Below are 21,545 nucleotides of genomic sequence, written 5' to 3' on the forward strand. Positions count from 1 at the left end.
AAAGCTTCCATTTTCGGTTACATACAATAGGAATGTGCCGTAAACTAGGAGGTAAGTGATGGAGATTTTTAAACAAAACCGCTGTATTGCGCTGCTGGTCGGCGTAATTCTAGTGTGTTTCTCAGCGATAAGCCTGTTTAGCCCCGGCGTTGTTACCGAAGGCCAGAATACACAGCAATTGGATAAATTAGCCGGAGCCGGCCATGCCGCAGCCGCAGCGCTGCAGGTACAGCAATCGTCAGCTCAGGAGAGGTCAGGCAGGATAAGCACCCCTGTCTTTTATACATCAGCAACAAGTCTTGGCCAGGTCTGGCAGGACAAGCAGCCCAAGGCGGAATGGTTCGATCCTGGTAAGCTGAAGCCCAAGCAGGCAGCCGTTAAACCAGCCGTTCAGCCCAAAGCCACTCTGATGAAGGCCCCGCCGGCAGTGCAGACAGCACTCAAACAGGCGGCAGCCAAGGGGAATCAGACTGTAAACAAAGTCAAAACGGCATCTCAGCAAAATCCCCCCCTTAAATTGTTCTTCTCCCGGACAAAGCTACTAAACCAGGAACAGCAAGCGGAAGCAACCTGGAGCTACGCCGTATCCGAAGAAGACCTGCTACTGCTGCAAAAGATTGTAATGGCAGAAGCGGAGGGTGAACCGTACCAGGGCAAGGTGGCAGTCGCCAACGTTGTTCTGAACAGGCTACGGTCAGCCAATTTTCCCGACACTATATATGAGGTTATTTATCAGAAAAGCCAGTTTAGCCCGGTAGCTAACGGGCGTCTTAAACGTGTGAAACCGAATGAAGACAGTATAAAAGCGGTCAATGCCGCTCTTTCCGGAGTGAAAGAGGTTACGGACGATACGTATTTTTTCCTGTCACTGCAGCTGGCCCAGGATCTGACCGTACATCATTCACGCACCTATGCCAAGACCATCGGCAATCATACCTTTTATAAATAAGGGTCCTGCCTGCAGACAACTAAAAAACCTCCAAATCTGCATCAGGCAGAATTGGAGGTTTTTGATCGTTCAGGGCGTAACATAAACAGCCTCTTCTGTCCGCGCCTGCGCCCGTGTGCTCCGGAGCTCGGCAGGTCCGTCTGCGGTCTTGCCCAGAAGCTGCAGCACCGTGGAGGCGCAGTTGTGGGGCTGCTGGCGTTCCAGGGCGAGCCGCCGTCTGCGCTGCTCTTCGATCCCCGCGTATTCGCGGAGCAGGAGGGAGAACCATTTGTCCACCACCTGGGAGTCGAGCACCTCGGCCAGCCCGAGCTCTACGAAATACTGGCAGTTCTTCTCTTCCTGGCCGGGGATGGCGCTGTAGAACAGCATTGGAATCCCTTTGGCCTGCCCTTCCGTGCAGGTCATCCCGCCCGGTTTCGTTATCAGCAGGTCTGAAGCGTCCATCAGCTTGTTGATTTCGCTGCTGTAGCCCAGGATTTTTACATTGGGATGATTCAGCAGCGGAGTGGAGCGCATCCGCGCTACCAGCTTGTCGTTGCTCCCCATACAAAAGATCAGCTGAATCTGATCCATTCTGGCGGTAAGGGAATCCATGACATCCTGGCCGAACATTAGGCCCCAGCCTCCGCCCATAATTAGAACAGTTGGGATATCAGCCAGTCCGAGCTCTTTACGAAGCAATGTCTTGTTGGAACGCTCCCAGAACTTCGGGTGCACCGGAATCCCGGTGACTGTGACCCGCTCAGGCGGCACTCCCCGCCCGGTAAGGATGGATTTGACCCGTGAGGTAGAGACCAGGTAGCGGTCAGCCTCAGGGTTCACCCAGCTGCCGTGCGCGTCATAATCTGTTATCAAAGTATAAAGCGGTATATCCAGCCCCTGCTGCTTCAGCCTGGAGATGACAGCGGCAGGAATCGGATGGGAGCAGATAATAAGATCGGGCTTCAGCTGCTCGACCACCTTTTTGGCATGAGTATAAAAAACCCGGTGCAGCGCTGCACGGGTCAGCCGGTTAAGTGATTTATGATATTGGGTTTTATACATCATGCCGACCAGCTTAGGCTGGCTGCTGACTGTCTTGCGGTAAGCGGAAAGGATCCAAGGCGCAACCGTAGGATTCAGGAATTTGCCCAGCTCAATGACCCGGCACTGGACGTCCGGGTTAAGCAGTCTGATTCCTTCGGCCAGAGCATAGGCTGCCCCTGTATGGCCCGTGCCGAAGCCTTCCGAAAACAGCAGTACTCTTTTCTTTCGCATAAGTTCACCTGCTACTTTCCTTTATGGGTAGAATTGCGGGTCCTCTTCTTAGATCGAATACGAGATACCTCTCTGTAATAGTTCTATTACATTATACAAGGGAATGAACCCCTTATCTCACATTATACAAATAAGACGTAATTGGAAAGTTAAAACACTGCAATAAATTAAAAATAAAGAGCGCAGCCGGGTATTGCCAAGTGAAAGGGAAAGTGATAAAGTGGGTAATGACCAAATGACCGGATTAGTAAAGTGGTCAAGATAATGCGGCAGCGATTTTTTGCAGGAAAGGGAGTGGATACAGGTGGCTGTGGTAGATCGAAGGCAGCTGGTGCTTCAGGCCGCGACGAAATGTTTTTCATTATTCGGCTATAAGGCAACGACAATGGATCAGGTCGCCAAGATTGCGAATGTCGGAAAAGGCACGATTTATACCTTTTTTACGAATAAGGAGCAGCTGTTTGATGAGATTCTGCGTGATGTCATTACTGAGATGAAGCATATCGCCGAGCGGGAGATCAGGCGGGATAAGCCGTTTTTTGATAACCTGCACAGGGTGCTGGATGCACTGCTTGAATTTCGAAGCGAACATGAGCTGTTTATCAAGCTTTCCCAGGAAAGTCGCGATTTCGGAACGCCGCAGGCCGGTGACGGGCTCGACAAGCTCGAGAACGTTGTGCTGGAATATCTGGAACGGGAGGTGGAGCAGGCCATACAGCAAGGGGAAATCAAGCCGTGTGACCCCAAGATCGTGTCCATAGTAATGTTCAGGCTGTACATTGTACTGACCGCCGAGCTGAACAAGGTGCATGTACCTTTGAGCAAGGAGCAGATCAAGGATTATTTTCACTTGTTTCTGTCAGATGGCCTGGCACAGTAAGCCATGGGCTGCCGGAGGGAACGGCGCACAGTTTGTCCGCTGTCCCTTAGTACGGTGCTGCATGTGGAGAGTGCAGCAGAAAGGCTGAACAAATTTTTTTTGCTCTTAATTGACCGAATGGGGAAAATGGTCATCTGGTGTTACTGCAACTTTCATCCAGCTAGCAAATAGCAGCCCCGCCTAAACAGAGAGAGATTTATAGCTTTGTATAAAGAGCATATGATTATAAGGAGAGAACCAGAATGAAATCTTTATCTGTCTTTTTCAAGGACCTGGGTGCGGCACTGAAGAATCCGAAGGTGCTGATTCCCATGTTTGTCGTCCTGTTCATTCCCGTGCTGTACAGCGGATTATTCCTCAAGGCTTTCTGGGACCCGTACGGTAAGATGAACGAGCTGCCGGTGGCTGTTGTCAATGAGGATAAGGGCGCCGAGTACGAGGGCTCCCAGCTTACCGCCGGCAGTGATCTGGTGGAGGAGCTTAAAAAGACCGACGGGTTCAAATGGCATTTCGTAACCCGTGCCGAGGCGGAAGCGGGTCTGGACGATAATACGTACTATATGGCTATTATCGTTCCTGAGGATTTTTCCGCGAACGCGACGACGCTGCTGGAAGCAGATCCGCAGCCGGCCAAAATTATCTATGAGCCGAATGAAGGCTATAACTTCCTTGCCGGCCAGATCGGCGGGACTGCAGTAAAGGATATCAAGACCAAGGTATCCGCCAAAATTACTGAAGCTTATACGACTTCCGTGTTCGATAAAATTACGGAAATCGCCGATGGGCTCGGCGATGCCGGAGACGGTGCAACGAAAATTGCCGACGGCGCAGCCAAACTGGATGACGGTGCGCTCAAGCTGAAGGATAATCTGCTTGTGCTGACTGAAGGCACGGGCAAGCTGGTAGAAGGTGTAGCTCCGCTGACAGAAGGCGTAACCGCCTTGAATACAGGGGCCGCAGCGCTGGAGAGCGGCAGCAGCACCCTGGCAGGCGGACTTGAGCAATTGTCCGCTGCACACAAGAAGCTGCAGGCCGGCGTTGCCCAGACTGCAGACGGCAGCAAGCAGCTCAGCGCCGGACTGAAGAAGTCAGAAGCCGGAGCCAAGGCATTACAGGCCGGCACACAGTCGGCCGTGGACGGGACAGCGAAGCTTGCGGCCGGCACGCAGTCCGTAGTGGACGGCAGCGCGAAGCTTGCGGCCGGACTGACGGACGCAAATGAAGGCAGTGCGAAGCTGGAAGCCGGTCTTCAGGCTTCCAAGGAGGGCAGCGCGAAGGTTAGCGCCGCTGCCAAGGCTGTATCAGACGGCCTGCAGCAGCTGGCCAAGTCGAACCCGCAGCTTGCTGCAAGTGCAGATGTGCAGAAGCTGCTGGCCGCAAGCGCCGCTGTAGCCGAAGGCACAGCGCAGCTCGATCAGAGCCAGCAGCAGCTGCTGGCTGGCGCAACTTCGCTGCACAGCGGCCACGGGCAGCTGGTGCAGGGCGCGAACCAGCTGCAGGCGGGAACGCAGCAGCTGGACGCGGGGGTTGCCCAGCTGCATGAAGGTGCGCAGCAGCTGAATGCAGGCAGCACGCAGCTGCTGGCCGGGCAGCAGCAGCTCGTGGCCGGCGCAGCGAAGCTGGAAACCGGCGGCGGCACATTGTCCGCCGGGATGCAGCAGTTCGGCGCGAAGCTGGACGAAGCAGCCGCAGGCGGAGCGAAGCTGGCTGACGGCGGCAAGGCGCTGGAAGCCGGCACCTCCAAGCTGCTTGCAGGCGCAGGCCAGCTGAGCAGCGGCCTGAACTCCGTAGCGGACGGCTCGAAGAAGCTCAGCGACGGTGCGGGCCAGTTGAAGGACGGCCTCGACGAGCTGAAGTCCGGTTCCGGTGAGCTCGCCTCCAAGCTTGGAGATGCCGCTTCCCAGACCAGCACAGTGAACAAGACGGACGCTCTGGTGTCCATGTTCGCACAGCCTGTGCAGATTGAAGAAGTGAAGGTCAGCGCAGTACCGAATTACGGCACAGGCTTTGCCCCTTACTTCCTGTCACTCGGATTGTTTGTAGGCGCGCTGATCTGCACACTGGTCATTCCGATGAGCAGCTCCGAAGTTCCAGGTGCCAGCCGGTTCAACCGGTTCATCAGCCGTACGCTGACCTTCTCGATGATGAGTGTGCTCCAGTCGCTGATGGCGGCAATGATTGTACTGTACGGCCTTGGCCTTGAGGTACAGAATGTGGCCTTGTTCTACGCGTTCACCTTTATTACCAGTATTTCGTTCATGTGGATGATCCAGGCGATTGTAACCTGGCTGGATCAGCCTGGACGTTTTGTAGTGATTGTGATTCTGATCTTCCAGCTGACAACCAGCGCAGGAACCTTCCCGCTGGAGCTGATTCCGGGCTGGATGAAATTCTTTAATCCGCTGCTTCCGATGACCTACAGTGTCCGCGGGTTCAAGGCAGCCATTTCCACCGGCAATTACGGTGTGATGTGGAGTGATGCGGGAGTGCTGGCCATTTATGGGATTGTATTCCTGGCCCTTACGTTTACGTACTTCATGACCCGTGAGCAGGAGAATGAAATTTCTGTAAAAGGTGAACAAGTTTTGACTGTATAATCACATTATCTGAAAATGGCTGATATGAACAAAGGGCGTCCTTGCGGGGGCGCCCTTGTGTTTTTTATATGCGGAAAAGTCCATAAAAAAGAGTACATAGTGAAAAAGAAAACCCTCTGAAGCGTTTTCATTGGATAAGGACTTATACATCGGTTATGCATAAATATGCATGATAAAGTTTTTTTACACTTTCGCTCAGTAAAGCTGTACCGTAAAAACAAATGTTAATCAAACTCATAAAAAACTTTAAATTGCGCTCATGTCAGGTCGATGATAAACTTATATAACCAATCTGGCTTGAATAAATATTAAGTATTTCTTTGTAACATTTTCCTGAGAATCAAGGTACTACTTTAGAATAGAAAGGTTGCGTATGATGAGACACACTGAACTGCCCAACAAACAAGGTCTTTATGATCCCCAGTTCGAAAAAGATGCATGCGGCATGGGCTTTGTTGCCCATATTAAAGGTAAACCTTCCCATGATATCGTAAGCAACGCTTTGACCATGCTCTTTAATATGGAGCATCGCGGCGGACAGGGAAGCGAGCCGAACTCCGGTGACGGAGCCGGCATTATGCTGCAAATTCCGCACCGTTTCTTTGCCGGTGAAGCCAGAAAGCTTGGCTTTGAGCTGCCGGAACAGGGCCAATATGGCGTGGGCATGATCTTTTTGTCTCATAACGAGGAGATCCGCACCCGTCATGAAGCTCTGTTAAGCGAGATTATTGCTGAAGAAGGCCAGACAGTGCTGGGATACCGTGATGTTCCCACCTATGATGAAATGCTGGGCAAAACCGCTAAGGCTGCCAAGCCTTATGTACGCCAGGTGTTTATCGGCCGTTCCGAAGGCCTTGCTGATGAGCTGGCCTTTGAACGCAAGCTGTTTGTAATCCGCAAGCGTGCAGAGCTCGCTATCCGCTACGGCGGTGTTGAAGAGGCTGAATCCTTTTATATGCCAAGCATGTCCTGCCGCAAGATCGTATACAAAGGCATGCTGACAACCGAGCAGGTAGGCCAGTTCTACCTGGATCTGCAGAATGAAGAGCTGGAGTCGGCAATTGCCCTCGTTCACTCCCGTTTCAGCACGAATACGTTCCCGAGCTGGGAGCGTGCCCACCCGTACCGCTTCATGATCCACAACGGTGAGATTAATACGCTGCGGGGGAATGTGAACTGGATGCATGCCCGCCAGTCCTTGTTCAAGAGTGAAGTATTCGGGGAATCCCTCGGCAAAATCAAGCCGATTGTCAATCCTGACGGTTCGGATACCGCTATGTTCGATAACACCTTTGAATTCCTCTATCTCAGCGGACGCTCCCTGCCGCATGTAGCCATGATGATGGTTCCTGAGCCTTGGAGCAACCATGAGACTATGAGCGAAGAGAAGAAGGCATTCTACGAGTATCACAGCACGCTGATGGAGCCGTGGGACGGGCCGGCCGCAATGGGCTTTACCGACGGTGTGCAAATAGGTGCGATGCTTGACCGCAACGGTCTGCGTCCTGCGCGTTATTATGTAACCAAAGACGATATGATTATTCTGTCCTCGGAAGCGGGAGTGCTTGATATTCCGGCAGAGGATGTATTATACAAAGACCGGCTGAGACCGGGACGTATGCTGCTGGTTGACACGAAGCAGGGCCGGATTATCTCGGATGAGGAAGTAAAAGCCCAAATCGCCTCCGAGCAGCCTTACCGCCAGTGGCTCGATGAGCACCTGATCGGTCTGGATCAGCTTCCTGAAGCGCCTGAGCTGCCGAATCCTAAGCATGACAATGTGCAGCAGCTGCAGCAGTCGTTCGGCTATACCTTTGAAGATCTGCGCAAGGTGCTTGAGCCTATGGCCTCCACCGGCGCCGAAGCCGTCGGCTCGATGGGCTATGATGCCCCGCTGGCTGTGCTCTCGGACCGTCCGCAGCGTCTCTACAACTACTTTAAACAAATGTTCGCTCAGGTAACCAATCCGCCGATTGATGCCATCCGTGAGGAGCTGGTTACGTCTACAGCTACCACAATCGGTCCGGAACGCAACCTGCTGAAGCCTGAACCGGAGAGCTGCCGGCAGATCTCCCTGGAGTCGCCGATCCTCTCAAATGAGGATTTCGCCAAGATCCGCCACGTCCGCCGTGCCGGCTTCAAGTCGATGTCGATTCCGATTCTGTTCCCGGCTGAGCTTGGAGCGGAAGGCATGCGCATCGCGCTTGAGCGCATGAATGAAGCGGCTGACCGTGTAATGGCCAAAGGCCACAATATCCTTATCCTGTCTGACCGCGGCGTAGACCGTGAGAATGCAGCCATTCCGGCGCTGCTGGCTGTATCCAGCCTGCATCACCATCTGATCCGCTCCGGATCGCGGACCAAAGTCAGCATTCTGCTGGAGTCCGGCGAACCGCGTGAAGTGCATCATTACGCGCTGCTGCTCGGTTACGGCGTGAGTGCAGTCAATCCTTATCTTGCTTTTGAGAGTCTGGACGATATGATCGGCCAGGGTCTGCTGCGCGGCATCTCGCATGAGAAGGCTGTTAAGAACTACATTAAGGCTGCGACTAAGAGCGTAGTTAAAATATTGTCCAAAATGGGGATCTCCACGATTCAGTCGTACCGCGGCGCACAGATTTTTGAAGCGGTCGGCCTGAGCACAGAGTTCGTGGACCGTTACTTCACCTGGACACCTTCCCGCATCGGCGGTATCGGCCTTGCGGAAGTGGCGGCTGAAGCCCTGATGCACCACAACCGCGCATTCACTGATAAGGACGGCAACGACAAGGTGCTCGATTCCGGCGGTGATTATCAATGGCGCAGTGACGGGGAAGATCATTTGTTCAACCCGCAGACCATTCATCTGCTGCAGCATTCTGTACGAAGCGGTGACTACGCGCTGTATAAGAAATATGCCGCGCTTGTTCAAGGGGAGAGCAAGAAGCACCAGACGATCCGCTCCATGCTGGAATTCAAATCCGTGAACCAGCCGGTTCCGCTGGATGAGGTTGAACCGGCAGAATCGATCATGAAACGCTTTAAGACCGGAGCAATGTCATTCGGCTCCATCAGTAAGGAAGCCCATGAGACGCTGGCGATTGCAATGAACCGCATCGGCGGAAAGAGCAACACCGGTGAGGGCGGGGAAGATCCGGCCCGCTTCATTCCTGACGCTAACGGCGATTCCCGCCGCAGTGCAATCAAACAAGTGGCATCGGGACGTTTCGGGGTAACCTCGAACTATCTGGTGAACGCCGATGAGATCCAGATCAAGATGGCACAGGGAGCGAAGCCTGGTGAAGGCGGACAGCTTCCGGGCCGCAAGGTTTATCCTTGGGTAGCGGAAGTGCGCGGCTCTACAGCAGGCGTAGGCCTGATCTCGCCGCCGCCGCATCATGACATCTACTCAATCGAGGATCTGGCAGAGCTGATCTATGATCTGAAGAACGCTAATCCGCGGGCCAGCATTAACGTGAAGCTGGTGTCTGAGGTTGGTGTCGGAACGATTGCTGCCGGCGTAGCCAAAGGCCGTGCCGACATTATCCTGATCAGCGGTTATGACGGCGGTACCGGGGCTTCCCCGATGAACTCGATCCGCCATGCCGGTCTGCCGTGGGAGCTCGGCCTTGCCGAGACTCACCAGACGCTTATGCTGAACAATCTGCGTGACCGTGTTGTACTTGAAACTGACGGCAAAATGCTCAGCGGGCGCGACCTTGCGGTAGCTGTACTGCTGGGAGCCGAAGAATACGGATTTGCAACCGCGCCGCTCGTAGCGGTAGGCTGTATCATGATGCGCGTCTGCCAGATGGACACCTGTCCGGTCGGCGTTGCTACCCAGAATCCGGATCTGCGCAAAAACTTTACCGGCGATCCGCAGCATGTCGTTAACTTCATGACCTTTGTGGCTCAGGATCTGCGCGAGATTATGGCAGAGCTTGGATTCCGGACCATTGAAGAGATGGTTGGACGTACGGATTGCCTGGATGCTGTCCATGCTGATTACCACTGGAAGAAGAAGGGTGTCGATCTGAGCGGCCTGCTGCATACGCCGGAACTGCCGGAAGGAAGCACCCGCTTCCGCAGCAAGTTCCAGAACCACGGCCTGGAAGAAACGATTGATGTATCGAAGCTGCTCGATCTGGCGGCTCCGGCACTGGAATCCGGCCAGCCGGTGGAGGTATCCCTGCCGATTACCAACGTCAACCGTGCTGTCGGCACCATCCTGGGCAGTGAGCTGACCCGTAAATACGGGGCTGCCGGGCTGCCGGATGATACGATCCGCCTGAACTTCACCGGCTCTGCCGGACAAAGTCTTGGTGCTTTCGTACCTAAGGGGATCACGATTACGGTCGAAGGCGACTCCAATGACTATGTGGGTAAGGGGCTGTCCGGCGGCAAGCTGATCATCAAGCCGTCGCCTAAGGCTACCTTTGCCGCCGAAGATAACATCATTATCGGAAACACGGCGCTCTACGGGGCAACCGGCGGAGAAGCGTACATCAACGGTATTGCCGGCGAACGTTTCGCGGTCCGCAACTCCGGTGCGAATGTAGTCGTAGAAGGCGTGGGTGACCACGGCTGTGAGTATATGACCGGCGGCCGCGTAGCCGTGCTGGGTGCAACCGGCCGCAACTTCGCGGCAGGGATGTCCGGCGGTATCGCCTATGTCTACGATCCGGAGAACAGCTTCATCAAACGCTGTAATCTGGAAATGGTCCTGCTGGAGCGGGTTGAAGAAGCTGAGGAAGCAGCTGAGCTGCACAAGCTGATCAGCCGTCATGCCGAGCTTACAGGCAGTGCTGCCGCAGGCCGGATTCTGGACTCCTGGGAAGCGTCGCTGCCTAAGTTCGTCCGCGTCATTCCGAAGGATTACAAACGGATGCTGGAGCAGATCCGCAAGGTTGAGCAGACCGGCCTGACCGGCGAAGCTGCCCTAATGGCTGCTTTTGAAGCCAATATGCGTGAGCTTGCGCGTGTTGGAGGCTAAATCATCATAGCCGTGTCTTTTTGACCGGCTTAATGGAATAATGAGAAAAGGGCTGTATTCTTCCGCTTGGCGAAGGATACGGCCCTTTCTCATATGTACCGGAATAGTTGTTGCCATCCCACTATCCTAAGCATGATAGATTGCTAATAATGGATTACCTACAATAAAGCAGGCTTGTCTGCTCAGTCCCAAATGCAGGAACATCCTCAAAGTAACCAGAGTGAGCCGCAATAGAGGGGAAAATCCCATTATTTCTGTTGAACATTGTCCTATTTAAAGATTGGCGGCGGTTAATTCGGGCTTATAGGTAGAGGGGGGCGCATGGAGCGACATTCTTCTTATAATTTTCTATATATGCAGGGTTACCGTCCTATTAAACCGTCTATTAGTTAGTTAACTCTTCCTTTTTCCCTGGTTTTCAGGAAAAAGGCAGGATGTGGTAAAATGGAAAATATATAAAATGAAATGGCTATATAGATTTAACTGGGAATTTTATGTTAAAGGAAGAGTGACGGAGGGGAATTTTGGAACTGGAGGAGCGTAGCGACCGCCTGAAAGCTTTTCGCAGAAAAGCTCGCTACGGAAGCATAGGCAGTCTGCGGATTTCAACCGTTAAGAACGGTATAAATAAAGAAATCTGCAGAAGGGCAGCGGCCGGAAGTCCAAATATTCTCTGGAGTCACGGCTAATCCTAATACAGGATATTTCTTTGTTCAATCTAAAATTATTTCATTTTATAAACGAAAGAAAGGAAGTGAAGGAATGCCACTTACGGCAGAATCAGCGAATAAGCCTGTAGCCAGCCTGATGGGGGTGACCAAAAAAATCGGCTCCAAAACACTGGTAAGTGATCTGACGCTGGATATTCCGCCCGGACAAATCTTCGGGTTCCTTGGGCCCAATGGCGCCGGGAAAACAACTACGATCCGCATGATGGTCGGTCTGATCTCGATCAGCCGCGGCGATATTCTGATCTGCGGACGCAGCATCAAGGATCATTTTGAAGAGGCTGTGGCCAATGTCGGCGCAATTGTGGAGAATCCGGAAATGTACAAGTTCCTGAGCGGGTACCAGAATCTGCGCCAGTATGCCCGGATGATTCCCGGTGTTACGAAGCAGCGGATTGATGAGGTTGTGCAGCTGGTCGGGCTTGGCCAGAGAATTAATGACAAAGTCAAAACCTACTCGCTTGGCATGCGCCAGCGGCTGGGTGTGGCCCAGGCCCTGCTGCACCGGCCGAAGCTGCTGATCCTGGATGAGCCGACGAATGGTCTTGACCCCCAGGGCATCCGGGAGCTGCGCGATTATTTGCGGCGGCTGTGCCAGGAGGAGGGTACGACCGTATTTGTCTCCAGCCACCTGCTGTCCGAGATGGAGCTGATGTGTGACAGCGTGGCCATTATCCAGAACGGCCGGCTGATTGATGTCAAGCAGCTGAAAGCAGTGGGGGACGCTGTATTGCCGGTCACGGAAACGCTGTTTGAGGTTGATGATCCTGAGGGTGCGCTGGCCGTGCTGGGACAAGGCGTGTTAAAAAACGGGGGGATCTCCGTGGAGGCCGGACGTGAGGACATTGCTGAGCTGAATGCAAAACTTGTGGCGGCAGGCTTCAAAGTATATAGCATCAGGGCGCTGTCACGGTCACTTGAAGATCAATTCCTGGAGATTACCGGAGGTGAAGGCATTGGGTGAGTTCGCAGCTCTCATACATAATGAGAACATCAAGATTTACAGCCGGGTCCGCACATGGGTTATGCTGGTTATCTTGGGACTCATGAGTGCGCTGTTTCCGGCACTGATTTATTTTACAAGCAGTTCTGACCCGGTTGGAGTGTGGGATAATTTTCAGCTGACGGTAACAATCTCCTTCTTTTTGAATACCATCTTTACGGTGGTGATCGCTTCTGATGCTGTGGCCGGTGAATTTTCCTGGGGAACCATCAAGCTGCTGCTGATCCGTCCGTGGAGCCGCTCCAAAATTCTGCTCTCGAAATACATTTCGATGATCCTGTTCAGCTTGCTCAGCACCGCTGTGCTGGTTGCTTTCGGATATGCGTCATCGCTCATTTTCTCCGGGCAGGATACCTCTGATGTAACCAATCTGATGTCCTGGACCCCGGCGGAATACTCGTTCATGGATTTGTTCTGCCGCTACATTGAGCTGTTCCTGACAGCAGCCCTTGCCTTTATGGTCTCCAGTGTCTTCCGCGCAAGCGGGCTGGCGATCGGACTGTCGCTGTTTATCATGTTCACCAAAATATTTTGTCCAGATTTTTAATCCTGAACGCTTCGAGTGGGCCAAGTATCTGATCTTTACCCATATGGACCTGCGGGGCTATTTGCTCAGCGATACAGGTCCGGGAGGGGTCAGCCTTGGCTTCTCGGTTGCAGTGCTGGCTGCGTACTATGTGCTGTTCCTGGCCGTTTCCTGGCTTGTCTTCAGTAAAAGGGATGTAGCTGCTTAAACAGGTCATCTGATGTAATAAAAGTGAGGCTAAGCGGGCACTGCCCGCTTAGCCTGCTTCGCGTTTGCCCTGCTGCTTGGACCCGCGCTTGCCTGCTTTGTCCGTGTTTTCCGCCCCGGCGGAAGCATCTGACAGCAAGGCTGCAGGTTGTTCGGCTGTAGCGATTGAGCCGTTCAGCACACTGCCTTCCATAATGCTCAGCGTGCCCGCCAGAATGTTGCCGTGCAGCTGACCAGTGCCTGTCATGGTGAGCCGCTGATCCGCTGTGACGTCACCGTACACTTTTCCGGCGATGATGATTTCTCTTGCCTTGATTGAGGACCGTACGGTTCCCTGTTCGCCGATTGTAACAGTGCCCTGACACTGGATTTCTCCGCTGAAGTTCCCCTCAATCCGCAGATTCGTATCACACTGCACCTTGCCCTCCAGATTGCCCCCGTGGCCGATCAGCGAATCCGTCGGCCTGAACGGCGCAGCCTGCTTACGTTTATTCCACATGTATACCCGCCTCTCATCCATGTTCTATGGTTTGACATAACCCAAAGGGTTGACCGCTTTATTCTGCTTGATAACCTGAAAATGTAAATGTGGCCCCGTGCTGCGCCCGGTATTGCCGAGGGTGCCGATTTGCTCGCCTTTGCCGACCTTGTCACCGGCGGAGACGGTCATGCTGTTCAGATGCATGTACCAGGTTTCGAGACCGTTTGCATGCTTGATAATAATGTATTTGCCTCTTGCGCCCATTTGATCCGATGCTGTAACCTCACCTTCCATGGCCGCATAGATGGGGTCTCCGATACTGCCGGCAATATCGATGCCCGAGTGATAGGCGGAGATTCTCTTAAAGGGATCGGAACGGTAGCCGAAGCTGGAGGTAATGATCTTGGAACGGGTAGGCCAGATAACGGCCGGTGCCAGACGTGCCTTCTCAGCGAGGGCCTGGCTGGCCTTAAGCTGGGCCTCTGTATCCCGGACCTCTTTGGCTTCTGTAATGGTGGCGGACAGGCTGGCGAGCATCTCATCCAGCAGGCTGCGGATTTCTTCGTAGTCATCCCGTGCCTCCTGTACCATTCCCAGGGGATCATCCTGATAGACAGCGATATATTCTCCGCCTACCTGCGGAGTTACCGTGCTGCTGATCGCGCCTGAGATGGCTCCGAGACGGAAGCTGATGGCCGGCAGGGAGGCAAGGGCGGCGGCAGGACTTACCTGCGGTCCTGTATTTAAGGCAGCTGTTCTGGAGCCTGCGGATGGGCCTGCTGCAGTAGCCGCAAATGCATTTCCGGAAGCGGATACCGGGGGAATCCCTGAGATAGAGGCAGAGTCCATATCTGCGTCTGAATCTGTACCGGTTGCTTCCTCAGTATCAATCAGCGACTGCAGCTCTGCTTCAAGCTCACTTACACTTTTGAGCTTGTCTTTGATTACCTCGGCTTCTTCGGACAGCTCCGTTACCTGGCTGCGGAGCTGCTGCAGCGTCTGATCCTTGTCGGCCACCTTCATCTCCATCCGGAGATTGGCCAGCGACAAGGAGGCGGCCTCCGCCTCCAGCTCGGCAATGGAACGCGAGGCATGAAAATGCATCGAGGTGACCAGACTGGAAATGGAAAGGGCAGCCGCAGCCGGCAGGGCCAGGGCCAGAGGCTTGGACAGCTGCAGTTGTCTGACCGGACGTCCGGCTTCGCGGACAACGAGCAGGGTAATCCGGTTATCCTTATGCTGGGGTTTCATAGCTTCTCCTTTCTGCGGCTGCGCAGCCGCCTTGTACTTGGCTGTGAATCCGTAAATCCTGCAATCCTGGGGCTCATCCGATTTGTCCTATTACTCTATGTATTCAGCCCTTTGGATGAACATGACAACGGTTTGCCTGAATAAAGAGGAAGAGTTCCGGCAAAACCTGTACTAGAATCAGCCTGTCCAGAGCAGCGGATCAGAGGTTGCCGGCTGGTGTTTATTGAGATTGCGGAGGTGACGGCTTGACCATTATTGCACTCTTACTGGCTCTCTTTATACTGCAGATTGCAGCCATCATGCTGTTCGAATACCGCCGTCCCCAAAGGGCTATGGCCTGGATATTTCTCAGCTTCTGCTGCCCTCCGGCAGGTCTTGCGTTCTATTATTTTCTCGGGCGTGATTACTGGCAGAGCCGCAGAATAGGCAGGCGCTGTACGCCGGCGCGCCGTAGTGAAATCCGCACACATGTCTGCAGTAAAATCAGGATAATTAAAAAAACGGAGGAATGCGGAAATCCCAAATTTGCCGGCCGGGGCAGCCTGCTTCGTCTGCTCTCCGGGCTGTCCGATATGAAGATTACCGGACGTAACCGATGCCGGATCCTGCCCAACGCCGGAGCTGCCTATGAGGCTATGCTGGAGGCGATGGAAAGTGCGCGGGAGCATATCCACCTGGAATTTTATATTTTCCGCGATGATGAGATTGGCGAACGGTTTCAGGATGTCATGGTCCGCAAGGCCCGCCAGGGGGTGAAGGTCCGTCTTTTATGCGATGGCCTGGGCAGTCATGCGCTGGGTAAGAGGTTCATCCGGACGCTGAAAAATGCCGGTGTAGAGGTTCATTTCTTCCTGCCGCCGCTGGTGTCGCTGCTGGAACGGCGGTTCAATTACCGGAATCACCGCAAAATTATGGTTGTCGACGGGCTGGTAGGGTTTACGGGCGGAATGAATGTCGGAGATGACTATTTGGGCAAAGACCCCAAAATGGGCAACTGGCGCGACACGCATTTAAGGCTGGAGGGAGATGCGGTATATGATCTGCAGTATGTGTTCCTGAAGGACTGGAAGCTGGCCGCAGGAGACTGGCTCAGCCATCCGCGTTTTTTTCCGGAGCATCATTGCAGCGGGGAGGAAGCTGTGCTGATCGTGGCCAGCGGGCCGGACGGCGCGGTGGATGGGTCCCAGGAGATGTTTTTTGGCGCTCTTACGGCGGCCAGAAAGCGTATCTGGATCACCTCGCCCTACTTCATACCAGATCCGCCGATTTGCCGGGCACTGAAAAATGCGGTGCTGAGCGGAGTGGATGTGCGGATCATCATTCCGGCCAAGCCGGACAACAAGCTTGTCTATGCTGCCTCCTTATCCTATCTGGAAAATCTTCAGGATGCCGGGGTGAAATTTTACCGATATACTGCGGGCTTCATGCATGCCAAGGTCATGATTGTGGATGATCTGCTGGCGACGGCCGGCAGTGCCAATCTGGATATGCGCAGCTTTTATTCCAATTTCGAGCTTACTGCGGTACTGCTGGCCCCGGATATGGTTGTCCGGCTTGCCGCCGCTTTTGAAAAAGACCAGAAGCACAGCGAGTTTATTGACCCTGACAAATTCATGAAGCGGGACAGAAATGTCAAGTTGATTCAAGGTCTTTGTCAGCTGTTATCTCCGCTTTTATGACCAAAAATAGGACTAAACCTTAACTTTTCTAAGGCGCGAATATGTTCCATACCTTATTTGGCCGTCTTTTGTGATATAATATAAGTACGAGAAGAAATATAAGAAAGTATAGCTCAACCTTATGCTTTCAGTTATTCTTTGGACACTTATTTATAGGGGGAGTTCTATGACTGTGAGCCAGCAAATCTTTACGAATGAGGATCAGAAAAAGCCTCAGAAAGCATCCTTGAAGACCGCCAGACTGCGGTTCGCCCAACGGGTGGTTATGATGGTGCTGGGTGCATCGATGATGTCGGTGGCCCTGGAAATTTTTCTGGTTCCCAATGAGTTGATTGACGGCGGAATAACCGGTATTTCCATTATGCTATCCCATATTTTTCATATTCCTCTCGGTATTTTGCTGACCCTGCTCAACCTGCCGTTCCTGATAATCGGCTACAAGCAGATCGGCAAGACCTTTGCCTTATCCACTTTATTTGCAGTCGTTGTCATGTCGATCGGTACTCAGCTGCTGCATCCGGTCAATCCGATAACCGTTGAGCCGCTGCTGGCAGCCGTGTTCGGCGGGGTTATACTGGGCGTCGGGGTCGGGCTCGTTGTCAGATACGGGGGATCGCTTGACGGTACGGAGATAGTGGCCATTCTGGTTGCGAAGAAGCTGCCATTCTCTGTCGGAGAAGTAGTCATGTTCTTCAACTTCTTTATCCTTTCCGGAGCGGGCTTTGTGTTCGGCTGGAATAATGCGATGTTTTCCCTGATTGCCTATTATATTGCCTTCAAGATGATTGATGTAACACTCGAAGGTCTGGACCAGTCGAAATCGGTCTGGATTATCAGCGACAAGTTCCGTGATATCGGGGAAGCGCTGACGGAGCGTCTCGGGCGTGGTGTGACGTATCTGGATGGCGAAGGCGGTTTTTCCGGTGAAAATAAAAAGGTGATTTTTGTAGTTATTACTCGTCTGGAAGAAGCAAAGCTCAAATCCATTGTAGAAGACTGGGATTCTGATGCATTTATTGCAATTGGCAATATCCACGATGTAAAAGGCGGCCGCTTCAAAAAGAAATCAATCCACTAGCGTGATCCGGGGGAACGGGTACGCTGTCCGAAGGAAGGTATATTTACGAAAGTCAGAGTAATCAATCCGGTGCCCGCAGCTCTTTGTACCGAATTCTCATATAGAACAATACCTTCCGTCCACAAGCTGGACGCCTGATAAGCCCGCAGCCATTATAGGCATTGCGGGCTTATTGCTGTCTGTATGCTGTTCTGCGGCTCTGCCGACCCTGCCTGATCTGCGGCTTCAAGGCAGCTTCGCAGCAATCTCGCCTACAGGCTGTGGCGCTACCTTGGCAATAAGATCACCCGTGCGGTTCAGCCGTTCTTCAATGTTCAGCAGATGATAATCAAGCGGCGATACGTTGCGGGCAACCTCTTCCCACAGCAGCGGAGTGGACACGGTTGCTCCCGGGCGTGCCCTGGGAGTATATGGGGCAGCCAGCGTTTTGCCGCCGTAGTGCTGGAGATAATCAAAATAAATCCGGTCACCGCGGTGCTTTTTCAGGCGTTCCAGCGTGAACAGGTCGGGACGCTTCTCAGTCACATAACGCCCGATGAAGTGTCCGGTCTTGCGCAGCTCTTCAAAGGTAATACCCTGCTGCACCGGAACAATGATCTGAACCCCTGTAGCCCCTGAAGTTTTGGGAACTGAAGCAAGCCCCAGTGATTTGAGCACATCGCCGACGAGAGCAGCAGCCTCCATAATACGCGGCTCCACTTCAAGGGAAGGATCGAGGTCAATCATCCACTCACAGGGCAGGCTGCTTCCGGCGTAATGCAGCGAAGGATGAAACTCCAGCGCGGCCAGATTCCCCAGCCATAACAGCTCCGGCAAGCCATGCAGAACAATATATTCGATCCCGTCCTGCACAGCTGTTTTTACAAATTCAGGCCGCGGCTGCGGGGCGTTTTTCTGGTAAAAGGACATCCCGGGCACGCCGTGGGGGTACCTTATCACCGTCAGCAGCCGGTTTCTGCAGTAGCTGAGCAGGTAAGGCGAAAGGGCGGCCAGCTTTTGCAGATAAATCCGCTTCGTTATACCCATCTCCGGCCAAAGCGGCTTCTCCGGATTCGTAACGGTAAGCTCCTGTCCGTCAATGGTAATCGTGCCTTTAAGGGTTGCCGGCATACAGATTCACCTCCTGTAAAATAGTGCTCAGCCTCTCTGCTCAAGGCGCAGGACTCAGCCGGCAAATCTACCTGTGCCTGGATGACCGGCTGGCGCAGCGTTCCGGATGGGTTCCACTCCAGAAAATGCAGCTTGAACACCAGGCTCGGACTGATCCATACCGCATCCTTGCTGCGCTCCGGCATGGCTGCAAAAGGCGATGCAGGTATAGTCAGGTTATGGGCCTGGGCGGTCAGATTACGCCAGTCCATGGCGGTCATTCTGCCGGCCCCGGCATGGCCGATGTAATGCAGCCTGCCTTCATTGTCATAAAGACCGAGCAGCAGGGCATTAACGATCCCGTCCCGGAACGTGACTCCTCCGGCTACAGCGGTTACGTCGAGGATGTTCTTACGCTTTTGCCACCGTTTGTCTTTGCCGCCCAGAGCATAGGTGCTGTCCAGGTCTTTGCAGACAATCCCCTCTAATCCTCCGCTGCTGGCAGCAGCAAACAGCTTAGCCGGATCAGTGTAGCTTGGCACATTCTGCACATGGGGATGGGGCAGCAGCATATCCTGCAGCATCTGCTGCCGCATGGACAAGGGCTGATCCAGCAGCCACTTGCCGCTGCAGTACAGCATGTCGAAGACCATATAGAGTACCGGAACCTGAGGCAGCACGGCGCGGACTGCGGCTTCGCTTCTCACGCCGTCACGGCGCATCACTTCATGAAAGGACGGTTTGCCGCCGGCCAGCGCGATAATTTCACCGTCCAGGATGAAGCTGTCTGCCCGGCAATAGCGGTCCTGCACAGTTAACTCGGGGTATTGCATTGTGCGCCGGTTGCCCCGGCGGTTAACAAGCTCTATACGGCTGCCGTCATAATAGGACAGCATGCGGACCCCGTCCCATTTAATCTGGGCAATCCACTGGCTGCCGGAGGGAAGCTGCGCAGCAAGTACCGGTTCGAACGGTGTAACAGGCTTCAATTCCATCAAACCGCCTCCTTGGGTGCCTGACCGTCCGCGTCAGGATACGGTCTCTTTGCTTTTTGAGCTGCGCCGTTTGGTCTTGGGGGCAATAACCGGAATGGGTCCGGTTGCTTCGCTGAGGACAGGAGTACCGGCTGCCGCTTCGGTGCCGCTGGCTTTGGCTGCTCTTTTCCGGGTGCCGGTGCCCGTCTTTGACTTGCCTGCAGCCGCTGCCGGAGCGGTCCCAGGATCGCTCGGGATATGCTGAACTGCCTCGATGCTGGCCTGCAGTGCGGCCATCAGGTCAATAACATTGCTCTCCTGGCGGGCTGGTGCAATGTGGAACTCCTCGCCGGAGATTTTGTGCGAGATCAGATCCAGCATCCGCTGGCGGTAATCATCGGTATACTTGCCCGGCTCAAAAGGAGTGGACAGCTGGGAGATCAGCAGCTTGGCCATTTCCAGCTCCTTGTCGCTGACAATGCCTGCTTCCGGCAGGCCCGGAACCTGGGTTACAGGCCGAACCTCATCCGGATAAAAAATCGTCTCAATGGCCAGGCAGTTCTCCAGCACCCGGATGGCTGCCAGGCTGCTTTTGGACCGGATGGAAATTTTGGCGATCCCGATTTTGCCGCTCTGGCGCATGGCCTCCATCAGCAGACGGTAGGCGTTGGTGCCGGCCTGATCGGGTGACAGGTAGTAGGTTTTTTGAAAATAAATCGGGTCAATCTCCGTCAAATCCACGAAATCCAGAATGGTGATGCTCTTGCTGCTCTCCTCGGTCAGCTGCTCCAGTTCTTCTTTGTCGAACAGGACAAACTTACCCTTTTCATATTCATAGCCCTTGCCGATCTCCTCCCACCCGACTTCCTTTTCGCATACAGGGCATTTACGGACATAGGACAACGGGCTTCCGCATTCCTTATGGATGTAACGGAGTGAAATGTCTTTATCCTCGGTTGCCGAGAACATTTTGACCGGGACGTGAACAAGGCCGAAGCTGATGGCCCCTTTCCAGACGGTATGCATGGATATCGCCTCCTGAGTTATAAGTGCTGTATAAGTGCTGTATGAGCTGAACCCCATCATGTAGTTACTGTTTAGTATGGTGTGCGGGCGCAGTTTCTACCCTGATGCATTTTTTGCGAGTCTTGGGAAAAAATAAAGCCGGGCTTGTAAAAGCTGGCCTAATGGCAGGCATATCTGTCATGTATGGAGAAAAGCGGAGGGATAAGAACCATGGGCAAGGGGCGCAAGGAATGGCTTGATGAATTATCCGAGCAGGATATTCCTGCCGAGGTTGTGGACTGGGCCGGGATTGTTGCCGATCCGGATGATACGGATTACGGTCCGGAGGCCGGATATCTCGATGCCGATGACACCATCGGCGAGCCTGAAGCGGATGAAGTGCAGGAAAATCCATTTTTTTGAGACGGTACTAATAAAAATAAAGCGTATGCTTGCGAAGGAGACTTGAATCATGGACGTAAAACGTGCGATGGATATCTATACATCCAAGGATATGATCCCCGTTCATCTGGACGGCGAATCGGTCTGGATCGAACGTGTGGATGAGGAAAATGGAATGGCAACCGTACAGGTAGGCTCACGGCCAACCAATACACATACAGTCGGTGTAGACCGGCTGGAGGAGCAGAGGAAATAACCGCAAATGATGCGGCTGTGTCGTTAACGGTTCTTCGGAAGATAATAAAGTGTTCTAACAACGCCAGAGCAGCGATGTCCTGTCACGGATAATAGCTGCTCTGTTTGTGTTGTGCTATATAACGGGCAGGGCCTTTGCAGAAGGAATGCATCTGCTGGCTGCGTTTATGAAGTGAAGCAGAGGCCGCCCATCCGGCCCAAGCTGCCGTACA

Annotated in this window: 15 protein-coding genes and 1 pseudogene; 10 read left to right on the forward strand and 6 right to left on the reverse strand. The window is 53.5% G+C overall.

Going from position 1 to position 21,545, the window contains the following annotated elements:
- Nucleotides 1–58: 58 nt before the first annotated feature.
- Entirely contained in the window at nucleotides 59–949 is an 891-nt protein-coding gene (locus AWJ19_RS00765; protein WP_068720706.1) for a cell wall hydrolase, read from the forward strand.
- A 69-nt stretch (nucleotides 950–1,018) separates the two neighbouring features.
- Here AWJ19_RS00765 and AWJ19_RS00770 read toward each other — a convergent pair whose 3' ends face one another.
- Nucleotides 1,019–2,206 carry a glycosyltransferase gene (locus tag AWJ19_RS00770; RefSeq protein WP_068720709.1) on the reverse strand — a complete coding sequence of 396 codons (1,188 nt, stop codon included), beginning with the start codon at nucleotides 2,204–2,206 and terminating at the stop codon, nucleotides 1,019–1,021.
- Nucleotides 2,207–2,510: 304 nt separating this feature from the next.
- Between AWJ19_RS00770 and AWJ19_RS00775 the strand changes: the two genes are divergently transcribed.
- The 5 genes and pseudogenes from AWJ19_RS00775 (at nucleotide 2,511) to AWJ19_RS00795 (ending at nucleotide 13,120) form a co-directional block, all read left to right on the forward strand.
- A complete protein-coding gene (locus AWJ19_RS00775) occupies nucleotides 2,511–3,086 on the forward strand; it encodes a TetR/AcrR family transcriptional regulator (protein ID WP_068720711.1) in 576 nt (191 codons plus the stop codon).
- Between the two features lie 242 nt (nucleotides 3,087–3,328).
- Entirely contained in the window at nucleotides 3,329–5,683 is a 2,355-nt protein-coding gene (locus AWJ19_RS00780) for a YhgE/Pip domain-containing protein (RefSeq protein ID WP_068720713.1), read from the forward strand.
- Nucleotides 5,684–6,059: 376 nt separating this feature from the next.
- Nucleotides 6,060–10,655: a glutamate synthase large subunit gene (gene gltB, locus AWJ19_RS00785; protein WP_068720803.1), complete on the forward strand. Its 4,596-nt coding sequence runs from the start codon at nucleotides 6,060–6,062 to the stop codon at nucleotides 10,653–10,655.
- A 762-nt stretch (nucleotides 10,656–11,417) separates the two neighbouring features.
- Nucleotides 11,418–12,347, forward strand: coding sequence for an ABC transporter ATP-binding protein (locus tag AWJ19_RS00790; protein ID WP_068720715.1), 930 nt, complete (start codon nucleotides 11,418–11,420; stop codon nucleotides 12,345–12,347).
- Nucleotides 12,340–13,120 (forward strand): annotated as a pseudogene (locus tag AWJ19_RS00795) (ABC transporter permease subunit). Before AWJ19_RS00790 ends, AWJ19_RS00795 begins: the two are co-directional and overlap by 8 nt.
- A 48-nt stretch (nucleotides 13,121–13,168) precedes the next feature.
- Here AWJ19_RS00795 and AWJ19_RS00800 read toward each other — a convergent pair.
- Together AWJ19_RS00800 and AWJ19_RS37150 are read right to left on the reverse strand one after the other, a co-directional pair.
- Complete coding sequence (locus AWJ19_RS00800) at nucleotides 13,169–13,618, reverse strand: polymer-forming cytoskeletal protein (RefSeq protein WP_068720717.1); 450 nt, start codon at nucleotides 13,616–13,618, stop codon at nucleotides 13,169–13,171.
- 24 nt (nucleotides 13,619–13,642) lie between these two features.
- Nucleotides 13,643–14,851 carry a peptidoglycan DD-metalloendopeptidase family protein gene (locus tag AWJ19_RS37150; RefSeq protein ID WP_068720719.1) on the reverse strand — a complete coding sequence of 403 codons (1,209 nt, stop codon included), beginning with the start codon at nucleotides 14,849–14,851 and terminating at the stop codon, nucleotides 13,643–13,645.
- Nucleotides 14,852–15,096: 245 nt separating this feature from the next.
- On the opposite strand from AWJ19_RS37150, the gene cls reads away from it, so the two are divergent.
- Nucleotides 15,097–16,530, forward strand: coding sequence for a cardiolipin synthase (gene cls / locus AWJ19_RS00810; protein WP_198536441.1), 1,434 nt, complete (start codon nucleotides 15,097–15,099; stop codon nucleotides 16,528–16,530).
- Between the two features lie 166 nt (nucleotides 16,531–16,696).
- On the forward strand, nucleotides 16,697–17,608 hold the full coding sequence (locus AWJ19_RS00815) for a YitT family protein (RefSeq protein ID WP_068720721.1): 912 nt from the start codon (nucleotides 16,697–16,699) through the stop codon (nucleotides 17,606–17,608).
- A 225-nt stretch (nucleotides 17,609–17,833) separates the two neighbouring features.
- Here AWJ19_RS00815 and ligD read toward each other — a convergent pair whose 3' ends face one another.
- The 3 genes from ligD to AWJ19_RS00830 are packed head-to-tail and all read right to left on the reverse strand — an operon-like array spanning nucleotide 17,834 to nucleotide 20,697.
- Nucleotides 17,834–18,718, reverse strand: coding sequence for a non-homologous end-joining DNA ligase (ligD, locus tag AWJ19_RS00820; RefSeq protein ID WP_068720722.1), 885 nt, complete (start codon nucleotides 18,716–18,718; stop codon nucleotides 17,834–17,836).
- A complete protein-coding gene (locus tag AWJ19_RS00825) occupies nucleotides 18,625–19,692 on the reverse strand; it encodes a DNA ligase (RefSeq protein WP_068720724.1) in 1,068 nt (355 codons plus the stop codon). The genes ligD and AWJ19_RS00825 overlap by 94 nt, the downstream gene beginning before the upstream one ends.
- Before the next feature lie 33 nt (nucleotides 19,693–19,725).
- The gene (locus tag AWJ19_RS00830; RefSeq protein ID WP_068720726.1) at nucleotides 19,726–20,697 is read right to left on the reverse strand and encodes a Ku protein; all 972 of its coding nucleotides are present in this window, start codon (nucleotides 20,695–20,697) and stop codon (nucleotides 19,726–19,728) included.
- Nucleotides 20,698–20,907: 210 nt separating this feature from the next.
- Between AWJ19_RS00830 and AWJ19_RS00835 the strand changes: the two genes are divergently transcribed.
- On the forward strand, nucleotides 20,908–21,099 hold the full coding sequence (locus AWJ19_RS00835) for a hypothetical protein (RefSeq protein WP_068720728.1): 192 nt from the start codon (nucleotides 20,908–20,910) through the stop codon (nucleotides 21,097–21,099).
- A gap of 49 nt (nucleotides 21,100–21,148) precedes the next feature.
- Complete coding sequence (locus AWJ19_RS00840) at nucleotides 21,149–21,334, forward strand: H-type small acid-soluble spore protein (RefSeq protein ID WP_068720730.1); 186 nt, start codon at nucleotides 21,149–21,151, stop codon at nucleotides 21,332–21,334.
- Nucleotides 21,335–21,545 lie beyond the last annotated feature (211 nt).

The sequence above is a fragment of the Paenibacillus sp. DMB5 genome (assembly GCF_001517085.1).
Classification (GTDB): Bacteria; Bacillota; Bacilli; order Paenibacillales; family Paenibacillaceae; genus Paenibacillus_AQ.